Origin of the sequence: Actinomadura sp. GC306, assembly GCF_004348665.1 — a bacterium.
Taxonomy (GTDB): domain Bacteria; phylum Actinomycetota; class Actinomycetes; order Streptosporangiales; family Streptosporangiaceae; genus Spirillospora.
This window is the reverse complement of record NZ_SMKM01000143.1, coordinates 1-16,377: the sequence shown is the minus strand read 5'-3', so window position 1 is coordinate 16,377 and position 16,377 is coordinate 1. Positions and strand designations below refer to the sequence as shown.

At 72.8% G+C, this 16,377-nt stretch carries 20 protein-coding genes; 17 read left to right on the top strand and 3 right to left on the bottom strand.

Annotation, left to right across the window (positions count from 1 at the left end; translation table 11 throughout):
* From E1200_RS20015 to E1200_RS19965, 11 genes are all read left to right on the top strand, one after another.
* A partial coding sequence (locus E1200_RS20015) for a Rid family hydrolase (RefSeq protein WP_131953574.1) occupies positions 1-511 on the top strand: 511 nt, incomplete at its 5' end.
* Positions 508-1,008 carry a MaoC family dehydratase N-terminal domain-containing protein gene (locus E1200_RS20010; protein WP_131953573.1) on the top strand — a complete coding sequence of 167 codons (501 nt, stop codon included), beginning with the start codon at positions 508-510 and terminating at the stop codon, positions 1,006-1,008. The genes E1200_RS20015 and E1200_RS20010, both read left to right, overlap by 4 nt.
* Positions 1,005-1,460: a MaoC/PaaZ C-terminal domain-containing protein gene (locus E1200_RS20005; RefSeq protein ID WP_131953572.1), complete on the top strand. Its 456-nt coding sequence runs from the start codon at positions 1,005-1,007 to the stop codon at positions 1,458-1,460. Before E1200_RS20010 ends, E1200_RS20005 begins: the two co-directional genes overlap by 4 nt.
* Positions 1,457-2,605, top strand: a complete 1,149-nt coding sequence (locus E1200_RS20000; protein ID WP_131953571.1) for an acetyl-CoA acetyltransferase — start codon at positions 1,457-1,459, stop codon at positions 2,603-2,605. Before E1200_RS20005 ends, E1200_RS20000 begins: the two co-directional genes overlap by 4 nt.
* The gene (locus E1200_RS19995) at positions 2,602-3,093 is read left to right on the top strand and encodes an OB-fold domain-containing protein (protein ID WP_131953570.1); all 492 of its coding nucleotides are present in this window, start codon (positions 2,602-2,604) and stop codon (positions 3,091-3,093) included. The genes E1200_RS20000 and E1200_RS19995 overlap by 4 nt, the downstream gene beginning before the upstream one ends.
* Positions 3,093-4,253 (top strand): acyl-CoA dehydrogenase family protein, encoded by a 1,161-nt coding sequence (locus E1200_RS19990; protein ID WP_131953569.1) that lies wholly within the window; start codon positions 3,093-3,095, stop codon positions 4,251-4,253. The genes E1200_RS19995 and E1200_RS19990 overlap by 1 nt, the downstream gene beginning before the upstream one ends.
* Positions 4,250-5,140 (top strand): CoA ester lyase, encoded by an 891-nt coding sequence (locus E1200_RS19985; protein ID WP_131953568.1) that lies wholly within the window; start codon positions 4,250-4,252, stop codon positions 5,138-5,140. The genes E1200_RS19990 and E1200_RS19985 overlap by 4 nt, the downstream gene beginning before the upstream one ends.
* 128 nt (positions 5,141-5,268) lie before the next feature.
* Positions 5,269-6,786 (top strand): AMP-binding protein, encoded by a 1,518-nt coding sequence (locus E1200_RS19980; RefSeq protein WP_243708705.1) that lies wholly within the window; start codon positions 5,269-5,271, stop codon positions 6,784-6,786.
* A gap of 5 nt (positions 6,787-6,791) precedes the next feature.
* A complete protein-coding gene (locus tag E1200_RS19975) occupies positions 6,792-7,283 on the top strand; it encodes a MaoC/PaaZ C-terminal domain-containing protein (protein ID WP_131953567.1) in 492 nt (163 codons plus the stop codon).
* A complete protein-coding gene (locus E1200_RS19970) occupies positions 7,280-8,029 on the top strand; it encodes an enoyl-CoA hydratase/isomerase family protein (protein ID WP_131953566.1) in 750 nt (249 codons plus the stop codon). The genes E1200_RS19975 and E1200_RS19970 overlap by 4 nt, the downstream gene beginning before the upstream one ends.
* The gene (locus E1200_RS19965; RefSeq protein ID WP_131953565.1) at positions 8,026-8,919 is read left to right on the top strand and encodes a TIGR03564 family F420-dependent LLM class oxidoreductase; all 894 of its coding nucleotides are present in this window, start codon (positions 8,026-8,028) and stop codon (positions 8,917-8,919) included. Before E1200_RS19970 ends, E1200_RS19965 begins: the two co-directional genes overlap by 4 nt.
* Before the next feature lie 35 nt (positions 8,920-8,954).
* On the opposite strand, the gene E1200_RS19960 is transcribed toward E1200_RS19965, so the two are convergent.
* The 3 genes from E1200_RS19960 to E1200_RS19950 form a co-directional block, all read right to left on the bottom strand.
* Positions 8,955-9,428: a carboxymuconolactone decarboxylase family protein gene (locus E1200_RS19960; RefSeq protein ID WP_131953564.1), complete on the bottom strand. Its 474-nt coding sequence runs from the start codon at positions 9,426-9,428 to the stop codon at positions 8,955-8,957.
* A gap of 217 nt (positions 9,429-9,645) precedes the next feature.
* Positions 9,646-10,248, bottom strand: coding sequence for an isochorismatase family cysteine hydrolase (locus tag E1200_RS19955; protein WP_131953563.1), 603 nt, complete (start codon positions 10,246-10,248; stop codon positions 9,646-9,648).
* 16 nt (positions 10,249-10,264) lie between these two features.
* A complete protein-coding gene (locus E1200_RS19950; RefSeq protein ID WP_165950384.1) occupies positions 10,265-11,443 on the bottom strand; it encodes an acyl-CoA dehydrogenase family protein in 1,179 nt (392 codons plus the stop codon).
* Between the two features lie 145 nt (positions 11,444-11,588).
* Between E1200_RS19950 and E1200_RS33825 the strand changes: the two genes are divergently transcribed.
* The 6 genes from E1200_RS33825 to E1200_RS19925 form a co-directional block, all read left to right on the top strand.
* A complete protein-coding gene (locus E1200_RS33825; RefSeq protein WP_165950383.1) occupies positions 11,589-12,425 on the top strand; it encodes a hypothetical protein in 837 nt (278 codons plus the stop codon).
* On the top strand, positions 12,422-13,246 hold the full coding sequence (locus tag E1200_RS19945) for an alpha/beta hydrolase (protein WP_165950382.1): 825 nt from the start codon (positions 12,422-12,424) through the stop codon (positions 13,244-13,246). The genes E1200_RS33825 and E1200_RS19945 overlap by 4 nt, the downstream gene beginning before the upstream one ends.
* A complete protein-coding gene (locus E1200_RS19940) occupies positions 13,243-14,028 on the top strand; it encodes an enoyl-CoA hydratase/isomerase family protein (protein WP_131953560.1) in 786 nt (261 codons plus the stop codon). The genes E1200_RS19945 and E1200_RS19940 overlap by 4 nt, the downstream gene beginning before the upstream one ends.
* Entirely contained in the window at positions 14,025-14,444 is a 420-nt protein-coding gene (locus tag E1200_RS19935; RefSeq protein WP_131953559.1) for a MaoC family dehydratase, read from the top strand. The genes E1200_RS19940 and E1200_RS19935 overlap by 4 nt, the downstream gene beginning before the upstream one ends.
* A 91-nt stretch (positions 14,445-14,535) precedes the next feature.
* Positions 14,536-15,876 carry an alpha/beta hydrolase domain-containing protein gene (locus tag E1200_RS19930; RefSeq protein WP_243708704.1) on the top strand — a complete coding sequence of 447 codons (1,341 nt, stop codon included), beginning with the start codon at positions 14,536-14,538 and terminating at the stop codon, positions 15,874-15,876.
* Between the two features lie 70 nt (positions 15,877-15,946).
* Positions 15,947-16,377 (top strand): MarR family transcriptional regulator (locus E1200_RS19925; protein ID WP_131953558.1); only part of this gene is annotated, 431 nt, incomplete at its 3' end.

Genomic DNA, 16,377 nt, shown 5'->3' with positions numbered 1-16,377 from the left:
CGTGTACCCGGGGGCGGGCGGCATCCTGATGAGCCGGCTGCACCACCCCGAGGCGCTCGTCGCGATCGACGTCACCGCGTCCCGGCACCCGCTCGAACTCGTGAACCCCGGCTGGTCGCGGTACGACACGCTGAGCTACGCGCCGGGCGTCCGCGCGGGCCGGACCCTGTTCATGTCGGGGTTCGCGGCGCTCGACATGGAGACGCAGGAGGCGCTGCACCCGGACGACATCGGGGCGCAGGCGGAGGTCACCTACGGCTCGATCCTGCACCTGCTGGAGTACGCGGGCCTCGGCCCGGCCGACCTGCTGTCGACCATCGAGTTCTGCGTCGAGTCGGCGCTGCGGCAGTACCGCGCGGTCGCGCCCGTCCGGGAGCGGCTGCTGTCCCCGCCCTGGCCCGCGTCGACCGGGGCGATCTGCAAGGGGCTGCTGCGGCCGGAGTTCCTCCTTGAGGTGTTCCCGACCGCGCTGTACCCGGAGGGCGCCCCGACGGTGAAGGACGCGTCATGACGCTGCTCACCGACGAGATGCGCGCGCTGGTCGGCCGGAAGAAGGTCTACACCGCGCCCGAGCCGTTCGGCGCCGCGGCGGGCCGCTACTTCGGCCTGGCGATCGGCGACCACAACCCGCTGTACTCCGACCCGGAGTACGCGCGGGCGCAGGGCCTGGCCGACGTGACCGCGCCGCCGACGCTGATCTGCGAGACGAACCAGTACGCGAACCTGCCGATCGACCCGGACGGCCACGCGGGCCACCAGTGGGGCATCCGGCTCCCCGGCACCCGGCAGGTGCGCGGCGGCAACCGCTACACGTTCCACCGCCGGATCCTCCCGACCGACGTCGTCACCGCCACCTGGGAGATCACCGACGTGGCCGGCAAGAAGAACCGGGCCGGCGCGGACATGCTGATCATCACCTCGCGCGCGACGTACACGCAGCAGGACGGGGACCTGCTCGCGGAGAACGAGGAGACCATCATCTACGTATCGCTGGAGGCCGGGGCATGACCGCCGCGACCGAGGCGCACCGGGCCGGGGACACCGTCCCCCCGCTGGAGCGCACGATCACGTTCCCGGAGATGATCGCCTACGCGGGGGCCACCTGGGACTGGTACCGGCTGCACTACGACCTGGACTTCATCAAGGCGTCCAAGCTGCCCGGCGTCGTCGTGGACGGCCAGGTGTTCGGCGCCCTCCTCGTCGAGCAGATCCAGGACTGGCTCGGCCCGCGCTGCTTCGTCCGGACGCTGGACTTCAGCTTCAAGGCGCTGGTGTTCGCGGAGGAGACCGTCCGGTGCGAGGGCACGGTCGCCGAGGCCGGCGACGGCTGGCTCGACCTCGACCTGCGGGTCGTCGTCGTGGGCGACGGCGGCGAGGCCGACCGCGTCGCCGTCGCCCCGGCGCGCGCCCGGGTCCTGCTCGGCACGGCCGACGGGCCGGGCGGGAAGGGGGCCCCATGAGCACCGGCGTCGCGATCGTCGGTGCCGCCGAGTGCGACCTCGGCGTGACGAACCGGTCGATCCTCGGACTCCAGGCGCAGGCGGTCTCCCGGGCGCTGGCCGACGCGGGCCTCACCCTCCGCGACGTCGACGGCATCGCCACGACCGGCGTCGCCCGGTTCTCGGCGACCCAGCTCGCCGACTACTTCGGCATCGAGCCGCGCTGGACGGACTCGACGTACGCGGGCGGCTCGGTGTACGAGATGTTCGTCGCCCGCGCCGCCCAGGCGATCCAGGCGGGGCAGGCCGAGACCGTCGTGATCACCTTCGCGTCCAACCAGCGGTCGGCGCGGTCCCGCTCGCTCGGCGGCGTGGTCGAGGACCACACGCCCGAGGCGCAGTTCGAGACGCCGTACGGACCGCTGTTCCCGCTGTCGTACTACGCGATGGCCGCGCAGCAGTACCTGCACAAGTACGGCAAGACGCGCGAGCAGCTCGCGGAGATCGCGGTCGCCGCGCGGGAGTGGGCGCTGCTGAACCCGGCCGCGTTCCGCTACGGCAAGGGCCCGCTCACCGCGGCCGACGTACTCGGCGCGCCGATGATCTCCAGCCCGCTGACCGCGCTGGACTCCTGCCTCGTCACCGACGGCGGCGGCGCGGTCGTCCTCACCTCGCTGGAGCGCGCCCGCGACCTGCGCCGCACGCCCGTCGAGGTGCTCGGCTACGGCGAGCGGACGACCAACACCTCGATGACCGCGGTACCCGACCTGACCGTCACGGGGGCGGCCGGGTCGGGCGCGGACGCGTTCGCCCGCGCCGGCGTCACCCCGGCGGACATCGACGTCGTGCAGGTGTACGACTCGTTCACGATCACGGTCGCGCTGACGCTGGAGGGGCTCGGCTTCTGCGGGGAGGGCGAGGCGCTCGACCGGATCGCCGGCGGCCGGATCAGGCCGGGCGGCGACTTCCCGCTCAACACCTCGGGCGGCGGCCTGTCCTACTGCCACCCGGGCCAGTTCGGGATCCTGCTGCTGGTCGAGGCGGTGCGGCAGCTCCGCGGCGAGGCGGGCGACCGGCAGGTCCCCGGCGCGCGGCTCGCCGTCGCGCACGGCACCGGCGGGATCCTCTCGACGCACGCCACGGTCGTGCTGGGGGTGGACGGATGACCGGCCTCGACGGAACGAAGCCCGACGGATTCAAGCCCGACGTCCCGGCGCCCGACGAGATCACGGGCCCCTGGTGGGACGCGACGCGGGAGCACCGCCTCGTCCTGCAGACCTGCCCGAGCTGCGCCGGCGGCGACCAGCCCGCCGCGCAGCACCCGCCGCGCGCGCTCTGCATCCGCTGCGGGTCGGCCGAACTCGGCTGGGCCGACGCCGCCGGCACGGGCGTCGTGGACGCCTGCACGGTCGTGCACCGCGCACCGCGCCCGGACCTCGCCGTCCCGTATGTGATCGCCCGGGTCCGGCTGGACGAGGGGGTCGTCCTCCTCACCCGGCTCCAGGACCGGGAACCCGGCGAATGGCGCATCGGCGACCCGGTCCGGGTCGCCTGGGCCGACCTCGACGACGGGCGCGCCCTGCCGGTGTTCGTCCCGGGCGCGGCGCCGTCCCCTGCGACCGCGCCGTCCCCTGAGACCAAGGAAGGCAACTAGTGGATTTCCAGCTCAACGAGGACCAGCGCGAGTTCCGCGCCGTCCTGCGCGACTTCGTCGACAACGAGATCATCCCGGTGGCGCGCGACTGGGAGCAGTCCGGCCGCTACCCCACCGAGATCGTCAAGGGCATGGCCGACATGGGGCTGTTCGGGATCACGGTCCCGGAGGAGTACGGCGGCCTCGACCTCGACCCCGTCTCGTTCGCGCTGGTCTTCGAGGAGATCGCGCGCGGCTGGATGGGCATCGCCGGCATCCTCGGCAGCCACTCGCTGGCCTGCCGCATGATCGCGATGCGCGGCACCGACGAGCAGAAGCGCAAGTACCTCCCGGACCTCGCCACCGGCAAGCGGCGCACCGGCATCGGCCTCACCGAGCCGGACGCCGGCACCGACCTGCAGGGCATCCGCACCACGGCCCGCCTTGAGGGCGACCACTACGTCGTCAACGGGGCGAAGATGTGGATCACCAATGCGCGGTACGCGGACCCGCTGCCGGTGCTGGTGAAGACCGACCCGTCGGCGTCCCCCGCGCACAAGGGCATGAGCATCCTGCTCGTGGAGGCCGGCACCGAGGGCTACCAGATCACCAAGGACATCCCGAAGCTCGGCTACAAGGGCACGGAGTCCTGCGAGATCGTCCTCGACAACGTGCGGGTGCCGAAGGAGAACCTGCTCGGCGGCGTCGAGGGCAAGGGCATGCAGCACGCGCTGTCCGCGCTGGAGTGGGGGCGGGTCAACATCGCCGCCCGCTCGGTCGGCATCGCCCAGCGCGCCCACGACGAGGCCCTCGCCTACGCGGGGCAGCGCAAGGCGTTCGGGCAGGCCATCGGCGAGTTCCAGGCCGTGCAGCTCCAGCTCGCGAGCGTCGCGACCCAGCTCCAGGCCGCCCGGCTGATGGCCTACTTCGCGGCGGACGCGGTCCGCCGGGGCCGCGCCGACGGGCAGACCGGCATGGCGAAGATCTTCTGCTCGGAGGTCGCGCTGCAGGCGTCCATCGAGGCGATGAAGGTCCACGGCGGCTACGGCTACTCCACCGAGTACGAGGTGGAGCGGCTCTACCGCGACGCGATCCTGATGAGCATCGGGGAGGGCACCAACGACGTCCTGCGGACGGTGGTGGCCAAGTCCCTGCTGCGCGGCGAAACGGTCGTGCGATGACCTCCGCCTTCCCGGGCCCCGGCCGGCTGCCCCGCAGCTACCTGTACGTGCCGGGCAACGCCCCGGACAAGCTCGGCAAGGCGCTCGGCCGCGGCGCGGACGCGCTGATCATCGACCTGGAGGACGCGGTCCCGCCGGCCGGCAAGGACGCGGCGCGCCGCGCGGTCGCCGGCTGGCTGGCGTCGGGGGCCGCGGACGGCGGCGGCGAGCTGTGGGTGCGGATCAACGGCGGCGCGGCGGGGCACGACGACGTGCGGGCCCTCGCGGGGCTGCCCGCGCTGACCGGGCTCGTGCTCGCCAAGGCCGACGACGCCGCGGCGGTCGCGGCCGTCGCCGGGCTGCTGGCCGACCTCGGGGACGTCACGACGCTGCTGATGCCGTTGCTGGAGACGGCGGGGGCGATCCTGGACGTCCGGGACATCGCCCGGGCGCCCAGGGTCCACCGGCTCCAGATCGGCGAGGTGGACCTGGCCGCCGACGCGGGGCTCGACCCGGGCCCGGACGAGGCGGAGCTGGCGTTCGCGCGGGGCATGACCGTCATGGCCAGCTCCGCCGCCGGGCTCCCGCCGCCGGTCGGCCCGGTGTCGCGGATCACCGCCGACCCGGCGGCGCTCGCGGAGTCCACCGAGCGGGTCCGGCGGCAGGGCTTCGTGGGGCGGGCGTGCATCCACCCCGCGCAGCTGCCGGTCGTGCACGAGGTGTTCACGCCGTCGGCGGAGCAGGTCGCGCGGGCGGAGGACGTCGTGGCCCGGTACGAGGCGGCCGCCGCGGCCGGCTCGGGCGTCGTGCTGGACGACGCCGGCCGGCTGATCGACGCGGCGGTGATCCGGCTGGCGCGGCGCACGCTGGCCACGTCCGGTCTCGGCCCGATCATCACACCGAAATAAATCAGACATATAACTGTCGTAACCTGCAAGGACGGGTACCGAGCAGGACGAGCCGGTCAAGCAATGGTCGAGAGATAGATCAGACGACACTTGTCACCGCAAGCGGCAAGGGAAAGAGGCGGGCAGCCATGGCACAGATGAACATCGCCAGCGGGATCCGCGAGTTCGCGCACAGCACGCCGCGTGCCAACGCGCTCATCGACGGGGACCGGCGGCTGACGTTCGCCGAACTGGACGACCGCAGCAACCGTGTCGCCGGCCTGCTCATGGACGCCGGCTTCACCGCCGGCGACCGCGTCGCCGTCCTGCTCGGCAACCAGCTGGAGTACGTGGAGGTCGCGGCGGGCGCCGCGAAGGCCGGGGTCGCGATGGTCCCGCTGAACCCGCGCGGCACCGCCGCCGAGCACGGCTCGCTGATCGAGCGGTCCGGCGCGACCGGCCTCATCGCGGACGTGGCCTTCCAGGACAACGTGCCCGGCGTCGCCGAGGACCTCGCGCTCTCCCTCGCCCTCGGCTCCGAGGACTGGGGCCGCCCCTACGAGAAGGCCCTCGCGGGAGCGCCGGCCGTCGACCCGCGGGTCGAGGTCAGCGAGAACGACCCGTTCTGCGTGCAGTACACGTCCGGGACGACGGGCCAGCCGAAGGGCGCGCTGCTCACCCACCGGTCGCGGGTGCTCACCATGTTCGGCTGCGCCATCGACTTCGGCGTCCGCCCCGGCCGGCGGACCGCGGCCGTCGCGCCGATGGCGCTCGGCGCCGGGTTCTGCTTCGCCTACGCGGGGCCGTTCATGGGCGGGCAGACGTCCATGCTGAGCCGCTGGGATCCGGAGCGGCTGCTCGACATGATCGAGCGCGACCGGCTCCAGACGATCTTCCTGGTGCCGACGCACGCGCTGATGCTGCGCGACGTCATGGAGCAGGCCCCGCGCAAGTGGGACCTGTCCAGCCTGGAGACCCTGTACTTCAACGCCGCCGCGCTGCCGGTGCCGCTGAAGGAATGGGTGATCGACGCGTTCCCGGGCGTCGGCGTCCACGAGGTGTACGGCTCCACCGAGGCGGGCATCGTGACGGACCTGCGGCCGGACAACGCGCTCCGCAAGGCCGGTTCGGTCGGGCACCCGTGGTGGATGACCCACGTGAAGCTGCTGGACGAGGACGGCCAGGAGGTCGGGCCCGGCGAGTCGGGCGAGCTGTTCGGGTACTCGCCGTTCAACATGCTCGGCTACCTGGACGACCCCGAGGCCACCGCCGAGGCGATCCGGCCGGACGGCTACCTGTCCTCGGGCGACATCGCCGTCCGCGACGAGGAGGGCTTCATCACCATCGTCGACCGCAAGAAGGACATGATCATCTCGGGTGCGGCGAACATCTACCCGCGCGAGATCGAGGGCGTCCTGCACCACTGCGACGGCGTCGCCGAGGTCGCGGTCGTCGGCCTGCCCGACGAGAAGTGGGGCGAGACGGTCGGCGCGTTCGTGGTGCCGCGCGACGGCGAGGAGCTCGACTTCGCCGCCATGGAGGCGGCCGTCCGCGAGCGGCTCGCGGGCTACAAGGCCCCGCGGGTGTGGAAGGCCGTGGACGAGCTGCCGAAGAACGCCAACGGCAAGATCCTCAAGCGGGTCATCCGCGACACCTACGGAGCGTGAGCCCCATGACCGACGTGACGCCGCGGCTCAAGCCCGTCCTGCCGGCGGCGTTCGCCGCCGGCGCGACGCTGCGCACCCCGGGCCGCACCCTCACCTCCGGCGACTTCGCCGCGATCATCAACGCGACGTGGGAGAACGGCCCGCTGCACACCGACGACGAGTACATGGCCGGGACCGGGTTCGGCCGCCGCATCCTCGGCGGCCCCTGCCTGCTCGCCATCGCGGCCGGGCTGAGCTCGCCCACGATGTACGCGAGCTGGGCGGCGGCGGGCCTGGACTGCCACGCGGCCCTCGGCATCGACGAGGTCCGCTACGAGGCCCCGGTGTTCGAGAACGACACGATCACCGTGGACATCGAGGTCCACACGCTGGAGCCCACGCCGGGCGGGTCGGGGTTCGTGGGCCGGGTGCGCGACGTCGTCCGCAAGCAGGACGGCACGGCCGTGCTCACCATGCACCGCGGCTACCTGCTCAAGCCGATCCCGGAGGACGCGTGAAGACCCTCGACGTCACCCGGGACGGGCACGTCCTGCTCGTCACGATGAACCGGCCCGAGGTGCTCAACGCCTACGACGGGCGCATGGTGCGGGAGCTGCGGGAGACCTGGCGAACGTTCCGCGATGACGACGAGTTGCGCGTCGCGGTGCTGACCGGTGCGGGCGACCGCAGCTTCTCCACCGGCCTCGACGTGGACGACACCCTCGACAGCGGCGTGGCCAGCCCGTCCCTGGACGAGGACGGCCGGGTCGCGCTCACGTCCCGCGACCTGCGCGTCTTCAAGCCGATCGTCGTCGCGGTCAACGGGCACTGCTGCGCCGGCGGCTGGCACTTCGTCAACGACGCCGACGTGATCCTCTGCTCGGAGAACGCGACGTTCTTCGACACCCACGTCGACGTGGGCCTGTCCAACCCGGTCGAGGCCGTCGGCCTGCTCAGCCGCCTGCCGCTCACCGAGGTGACGCGCATGGTCGCCAGCGGCCGCGCCTACCGGCTGGGCGCCGAACGGGCCCGCGAACTGGGCCTGGTCACCGAGGTCGTCCCGCTGGAAGAGCTCGTGCCGCGCGCCCTGGAGATCGCGCACGTCATGGCCCAGCACCCGCCCGAGATTCTCGCGGGCAGCCTGGAGACGATCTGGACGGCCGTCGAGGACCAGCGCGCCCGCGCCGAGGCGCTCGGGCTCGCGCTCCTCATGCGGGCGTCCGGCCGCGACCTGACCGCGTTCCGGTCCGGGGCCGGTTCGTGAAGATCGGCATTTTCGACCAGGTCGACGACATCGGGAAGACCGCCGGCGACCTGCGCGCCGCCGAGGCGGACGGCATCGACAGTTACTGGCTGACGCAGGCGTTCGGAACCGACACGCTCACCGTGCTCGGCGCCGTCGCCCGCGACCTGCCGGGCCTGCGGGTCGGGACGGCCGTCGTCCCCGTCTACCCGCGGCACCCGATGGCCCTCGCCCAGCAGGCGCTCACCACCAACCTGCTCGTGGACGGACGGCTCGCGCTCGGCATCGGGCCGTCCCACCCCTCCGTGGTCGAGCCGTGCTGGGGCATGTCGTACGACCGTCCGGCCCGCTACATGCGCGAGTACCTGGAGGCGCTGACCGGTGCGCTGACCCAGCGCGTCCGGTTCAGGGGCGAGGTGCTCACCGCACGCGGCAACCTGGACATACCGGGCGCCCCGGTGCCGCCCGTCCTGGTCGCCGCGCTCGGCCCGAAGATGCTGGAGATCACCGGCACCCTCGCCGACGGCACGATCACCTGGATGGTCGGCCCGCGCACCCTCCGGGAACTCACGGTGCCAGCGATCGGGGAGGCCGCCGCCAAGGCCGGCCGCCCCGCCCCCGAGGTCATCGTCGCGCTGCCGGTCTGCGTGACCGGCGACGCCCCCGCCGCCCTGGCCCGCGCCGAGGCCGAGCTGGAGTGGTACGGCACGCTGCCGTCCTACCGCGCGATGCTCGACCGCGAGGGCTGCGCGACGCCGGGCGGGATGGCGCTGATCGGCGACGCCGACACGGTAGCCGAGCGGATCCGGTCATTCGCCGGCCTCGGCGCGACCACGTTCGCCGCCAAGATTTTCGGCACCCCCGACGAGCGGGCCGCCACCCGCGCGCTGATCGCGTCCCTCGCCCGCTGACCAGCCTCCGGATGGCGGCCGCCGTCCCTGATCGGTCAGCCGAACAGGCCGGGCTCGTAGTCGCCGGCGGGCTGCCGCACCATGACGTTCAGCCGGTTGAAGGTGTTGATCAGGGCGATCAGCGCCACCAGGGCGATGAGCTGCTCGTCGTCGTAGTGCTTGGCCGCGTTCGCCCAGACGTCGTCGGGGACGCCGCCCGCCGCGTCGGCGATGCGGGTGCCCTGCTCGGCGAGTTCCAGCGCGGCCCGCTCGGCCTCGGTGAAGACCGTCGCCTCCCGCCACGCCGCCACGAGGTTCAGCCGCTGCTGGGTCTCCCCGGCGTGCGCGGCGTCCTTGGTGTGCATGTCGGTGCAGAAGCCGCAGCCGTTGATCTGGCTGGCGCGAATCTTCACCAGCTCCTGCGTCGCGCCGGGCAGCGTCGAGCCCGCGATGGCCTTGTTCGCGGAGATGATGTGCTTCAGGTAGCCGGCCGCGACGGTGCTGCCCATGACGTTCAGGCGCGCTTCCATGGTGTCTCCTTACAGTTCGTAGCTGACACCAAGAAGACGGCGCGCCCCCGCGGATTGTGACACGCGGACGCACTGCGTTGACTTGCGGCGTGTTGCCCTTATGGAGCGCTCCATAAGGGCAACACGCCGCAAGTCGACGAGAGAGGGACCCGCGGCGCGCCGTCCGCTCGGCTGCTGAGGAAAAGCGGGCGGCACGCCGCGGGTAGCCGGTGGGACTTCAGGCCCAGGCGCGCAGGACGTCGTCGATCGTGTTGACCCAGCCGAAGATGAACCCGATCCCGTTCAGCGCGTACTCGTGCCGCGCCTTGTCGAACTCGGCGGTCGCGTCGCTGATCACGTGGGTGAAGTAGTCGCGCTGGCCCGCGTCCCGCGCGGTCGTCTCGACGCAGATGTTCGTGGTCACGCCGCAGATGACCAGCGACCGGACGCCGAGGCCGGTGAGGACCGGCTCCAGGCGGGTGCCGTAGAACGCGCTGGGCCGCGACTTGTCGATGACGATGTCGCCCTCGGCCGGTGCCAGCTCGTCGCAGATCTCCGCGTCCCAGCTGCCCGCGGCGAGGCCGCGGTTCTCCTTGAGCGCCGGGACGATGTGGTCGGGCACCAGGCCGCCGTCCGCGTAGTCGGGCTGGAAGACGTACCGGGTGTAGATCACCGGGACGTCGGCGGTGTGCGCGGCGTCGATCAGCGTGCGGCACCCCGCGACCGCGGGGAGGAGCTCCTCGTACGGCAGCCCGACCGCGGCCATGGAGCCCTTGGGCTCGGTGAAGCTGTTCTGCATGTCGACGACCAGCAGCGCGGTGTTCTCTTTCTTGATCTCCACCGGAAACCCTCCCGACTCAGTAGCTTCTCGGGAGCCCGAGCGACTCGCCGAGGATGTTGCGGATCATGTCGTTGCTCACGGGACTGAACAGCTGCAGCCGGGCGTCCCGGAAGTACATCTGCATCGCCGACTCCTCGGCGAGGCCGTGCGCGGCCATCGCGCGCATCCCGCGGTCGACGATCCGGGCCGTCGACTCGCCGGCGACGAGTTTGGCCATCGCGGTGAGCGCCGTCGCCGGGCGGCCGTCCTCGATGGCGCGGACGGAGGTGGCGACCAGCGCCCGGGACGCCGACAGGTCGGCGAGCGAGTCGGCGGCGGCGTGCTGGAGGGCCTGGAAGCGGCCGATGGGCCCGCCGAACGCCTCGCGCTCGCGCAGGTGCGCGAGGTGCAGGTCCAGGGCGGCGCGGCCGATGCCGAGGCTGATGCCGGCGGCGAGGACGCGCTCCACGTCGAGGGTCTGGGCGAGCAGCGCCAGGCCGCGGCCCCGCTCGCCGACGAGGTGGTCGAGCGGCGCGGTCGCGTCGTCGAAGTAGATCTCGCAGGTCCCGGCGGCGCGCATCCCAGCCAGGTGGACGCGGTTGACGGTGACGCCCGGCTGGTCGAGCGGCACCGCGATCACGCTGAGGCCGCGGGACCGGCGCCCGGCCTCGGGCGGGTCGGTGCGGCACAGCACGAACGCGACCTCGGCCTTGTGGGCGAGGGAGATCCAGAGCTTCTGGCCCTTGACCACCCAGCGGCCGTCCTCGACGCGGGCGGACGTGCGGAGGTTCAGCAGGTCGGTGCCGACGTCGGGCTCGCTCATCCCGAACGAGCAGATCATCTCGCCGGACGCGATCGCGGGCAGCCACGCGGCCGTGGCCGGGCTGCCGACCGTGCCGGTTCCGTCGCCGAGCATCCGCATGGCCATGCCGCAGGTCACGTAGTCGACGGCGAGGCCGGGCAGGACGCGGGCGATCTCCTCGGTGACGGCGACCGCGTCGCCGACGGTGCCGCCCGTCCCGCCGGCGGACTCGTCCCCGCCGAGGCCGAGCAGACCCGCCTTGCCCAGCGCCGTCCACGCGTCGGCGGCGAACAGGCCCTCGCGGTCGAGGGCGAGCGCGCGGTCCGGGGGCAGCTCCCGGGCCAGCAGCGCCGCGACCATGTCGCGCAGGTCGCCGCGCTCCTGGGTCTCCTCGAACGGCTTCGTCCCGAGCACGCTCCCCCCTCCCCGCGTGGCCATAAATCTGATGTATCGCTAACCGCGTGTCAAGCGACTACGACCAGGTACATGCTCTTTGACAGTACCTCATGACAGCAGGCTATCTTTATGTCTGATGTATTCGCGCCGGAGAGGGGTCCACGTGTCGGGTGAGGTCGTGATCGTCGACGGTGCCGCGCTGCCGTGGGTGAACGGGCGGGAGGCGTACGACTCGATGGAGCCGGCGTTCCGGGAGAACCTCGGGGACCCGGACCGCGTCGGCGAGCTGCTGGCCAAGTACTGGATGCGGGCGCTGTGGAACGACCCCGCGACGTCCCGCCGCATCGACCACGTCCGGACCGACCCCGGCTACCGCGACCTGTCCGAGGCGTACCACGACAGCGTGGAGGAGGCCCTGTTCCTCGGCGGGCGGGTGACGCTCACCGCCGAGGGCGACTTCGAGGCGGGCGACTACTTCTGGCGTCCGCCCGGCTGGGTCCACTCGGCCTCGTCCGACACCGGCTTCGAGTGCCTGCTGATGATGGAGGGCGAGTCGGCGCCCGACGGGAGCGACCGCGTCTCCCGGGTCGTGCGCCCCGACGAGGAGGCGGGCCGCCACGCCCGCCCCGGCACGGGCGACCCGATCGGCCCGCGCGGCTACGTCCGCCGCAGGGAGGGCCGGTTCATGGTGTGGCGCGACCACGACGACACCGTGACGCGGCTCGCCGAGCCCGGCGTCCCCGGGCTGCGGTCCAAGGTGCTGAGCAGCAACGCGACCGCGGCCGGCGCCTCGGTCCTCGTCGACCTGCCCGCCGGATGGGCGCGGCCCGTCCCGGCCGCCCCGCACGAGCGGTTCCTCATCCTGACGGAGGGGACCGTCACCGCCGACGGCGCCGCGCTGGAGCCCTGCTCGCTCATCGCCGTCCCGGCGGGGCTCGACGGCCCGTCGATCGCGACCGGCGAGGGGGCGCGGCTCCTGGTCAAGGTGAGCGCCGCGTGACGACCGCCTCCCCGCGAACGAAAGGCGGCTACGCCGACACGGACTGGGGCCGGGTCCACTACCTGATCAACGGCGACTCCGGCCCGTGGATCGCGCTGTTCCACGAGTCGCCCCTCTCCTCCCGGGTCTACGAGCGGGTGCTTCCGCTGCTCGGCCGGTCCGCGCGGGCCGTGGCGTTCGACACGCCCGGCTACGGCGCGTCCGACCCGCCCCCGGGACCGGATTTCGAGATCCCCGACTACGCGGGGATGCTCGCGCAGGCGGCCGCCGGGATCGGGATGGCGCGTCCCGTTCTCGGCGGCGTCCACACCGGCGCCTCCCTCGCGATCGCGACCGCCGCGCACCTGCCCGCCGCCGGGCTGGTGCTGAGCGGCGTCCCGCTGTTCGACGCGGACGAACGCGCCGACTTCCTCGCGAACTGGACGCCCCCCGCACCGGTCGACGGCACGGGCTCCCAGTTCGCCTGGGCCGTCGAGCGCTACCTGCGCATCTGGGGCGCCGACGTCCCGCCGGACATGCTGCACCTGGCCGTGACGGAGCTGATGCGCGTCGCCGGCCGCTACGAGTGGGGCTACCGCGCGGCGTTCCGGTACGACCCGTCCGACGCGCTCGCGGCGGCGGACGTGCCGGTCCTGCTGCTCGACGCCGAGTTCGACATGCTCGCCGCCAAGGACGCGCTCGCGATGGAGCTGGCACGCGACGCCCGGCTCACCGTCCTGCCCGGACTGCCCGGCCAGCCGCACCTGCGCTCCCCGGACCGCTACGCCTCAGCGCTGCTGGAGTTCGTCCGGGAGCGCACCACCACAAAGGAGGGCCGATGACCCAGGTCGACACCACGGTGACCGGTTCGGTCATGACCATCACGCTCAACAGCCCCGAGCGGATGAACAGCCTGTCCCCGCAGACCCTGGACGGGCTGGAGGCCGCCCTCGACGCCGCCGAGCGCGACGACTCGCTGTCCTCCCTGGTGATCACCGGGACGGGCCGGGCGTTCTGCGTCGGGATGGACATCGGCTTCCTCGGCGAGTGCTTCGCCGACCCGCCCGGGGTGTTCCTGCCGTTCATCCGCCGCCTGCACGCGTTCCTCGACCGGCTGGAGGCGAGCCCGCTGCCGAGCGTCGCCGCGATCAACGGCCTGGCCCGCGCGGGCGGCTTCGAGCTGCTGCTGGCCTGCGACTTCGTCATCGCCGCCGACGACGCCAAGGTGGGCGACACGCACAGCAGCTTCGGCGTCGTGCCGGGCGGGGGCGCGTCGATCCGCGCCCCGCGCAAGCTCGGCGACCAGCGCGCCCGCGCGCTGCTCCTCGCCGGCCACTGGCTGACCGGCCCGCAGATGGTGGACTGGGGCCTCGCGCTGTCCAGCGTCCCGGCGGCGGAGCTGACGGACGAGGTCACCCGCCTCACCGACGCGCTCGGCGACCGCTCCCGCGCGGTGACCGCGTTCATCAAGCAGCTCATGAACGCCGCCCCGGACGTCACCCTGGAGGAGGGCATGCGCCTCGAACGCGAGCTGTTCACCCGCTTCCACGAGGAGGTCGCGGACGCCGACGAGGGCTACCGCGCCTACGTGGAGAAGCGCCGTCCCGTCTGGAACGCACGATGAGCGCCCCGGTGCCCGGCGGGACGTCGAGCACGCCGCCGGTCGAAGTGACCCAGCCGCTCATCGACGGTCTGGTGGGCCTCGGCGGCTACACGCACCCGCTGTTCAACCCCGGCCCCCGCGAGTGGGCCGAGGGCGCCCGCGCGCCCATGCCGGGGCAGGGCATCCTCCTGCTGATGGGCGGGCTGGTGGAGCAGTCGGGGCTGCTCGACCACGCCATCGCGCTGATCGAGCTGCGCGAGGTGCGCTTCCGGAAGATGGTCAAGGCGGGCACGACGCTGCACGTCGAGCTGACGCCGGGCGAGTCCAGCGAGACGGGCAGCGGCAAGATCATCCAGCACTACCGCTGGGTGGCGGTCGACGGCGCGGGCGACCCCGTCGTGGAGGCCACCGCCCTCATGCTGGTGCGCCCGTCCTGACGGGGCGGGCGGCCGGTGATTTCGCCGATGCGGCCGTCCGGGAGCGCGGAAACCATGGGCTGATTCCGTCACCGCCCGTGGAGGGGACGCCGTGCAGTTGTCACCGCTCACCCGGCTCCTGGCCGCCTCGCTGGTCACCGCCGGACTCGTCATCGCACCGGGCACCGCCCACGCGCGAGGCGCACCCGGCACCACCGTGGAAGGGCCGGTCCCGGGCGCGCCGCCCGGGGACCCGTCGGCACCGGACGTCGCCGACACCTACCCGTGGATGGCCACGAACGCCGACCTGGCCTCGCTCGGATACGTCGAGCAGGAGTTCTTCGTCTCCGGCGAGGCCAGCGCGTACAGCGCCACCGGGGAGCGGCTCGCGACGGGCGTCCCGTACAAGACCCGCGTCATCGTGCGGAAGCCCGCCAGACCCCACCGGTACAACGGCACGGTCATCGCCGAATGGCAGAACGTCACGGCCGGGTACGACCTCGACGCCCTGTGGAGCACCGACCAGATCACCCGCGACGGGTACGCCTGGGCGGGCATCTCCGCGCAGCGGGTCGGCGTGGAGCACCTGACCCGCTGGAGCCCCGCCCGGTACGGCGACCTGGACGTCACCGGCGGCGGCCGGTTCACCGACGACGAGCTGTCGTACGACATCTACGCGCAGGTCGCCGACACCCTGCGCGAATCCTCGCCGCTCGGCGGGCTCCGGACCCGCACGGTCCTCGGCGTCGGCGCCTCGCAGTCGGCGTTCCGGATGACGACCTACTACGACGCCGTCCTTCCGCAGAGCGAGAAGGTCTTCGACGGCTACGCCTTCGTCGTCGGCCCCGCCCCGGCCCGGCGCGGCCCCGAGCCGATCTTCCACGTGCTGTCGGAGACCGACGTCCGCTCACCCGTCCGTCCCCCGGACACCGACACGTTCCGCCGCTGGGAGGTCGCGGGAAGCGCCCACTCCGGCTGGCACGGCCAGGAGTACCGCCGCCCGATCCTGACCCGCGATCTCGGCGAGGCGCCCACCTACCAGTGCGACGCCCCGCCGTTCAGCCGCGTGCCCCTGCACCACGTGATCGCCACGTCCTACGACCACCTCGTCCGGTGGACGAAGGGACGCACACCGCCGTCCGCGCCGCCGCTCCAGTTCAACCCGGACGGCACCAAGGCCCGCGACGACCTGGGCCTGGCCAAGGGCGGCATCAGGCTCTCCCAGGTGGAGGCGCCCACGGCGCTCAACACGGGTGACAACTCCGGCGAGACCTTCTGCTTCCTCTTCGGCACCCACGTGCCGTTCGACCAGGCCCGGCTCGACGAGCTGTACCCGTCCCGCGGCCGGTACCTCGCGGCCGTCGTGAAGGCCGACGCCCGCAACCTGAAGCAGGGCTACCTCCTCCCGGCGGACGCCCGCCAGAACCGCATCGACGCGATCCACTCGGACTGACCTCCGGGCGGTGCTCCCCGCCCGCCCGGGGAGCACCGCCCACTCCGACGCCCGAACGTAGGATGGAGGGATGACGGGGACGGCCGACAACGACCTCCTGACGCTGGACGCGCAGGTCTGCTTCGCACTGCACGCCGCTTCACGGGCCTTCGACGCCCTTTACCGGATCGAGCTGCGCGACTTCGGGCTCACCTATCCGCAATACCTGACCATGATGGTCCTCTGGGAGCACGGCGACCTGACGGTCAAGCAGCTCGGCGAACACCTGCGCCTGGACTCCGGGACGCTCTCCCCGCTCGTCAAGCGCCTGGAGACCGCCGGTCTGGTGGAACGCCGCCGCGGCCGCGAGGACGAACGATCGGTCTCGGTCCACCTGACCCCCCAGGGCGCCGCCCTCCGCGACCGAGCCGCCGATGTCCCCCACCGCATGCTCGAATCAACGGGCCTGTCCCCCGAAGAACTGACGACCCTGCACCGCACCCTGCAGGCCCTGACCCGGAA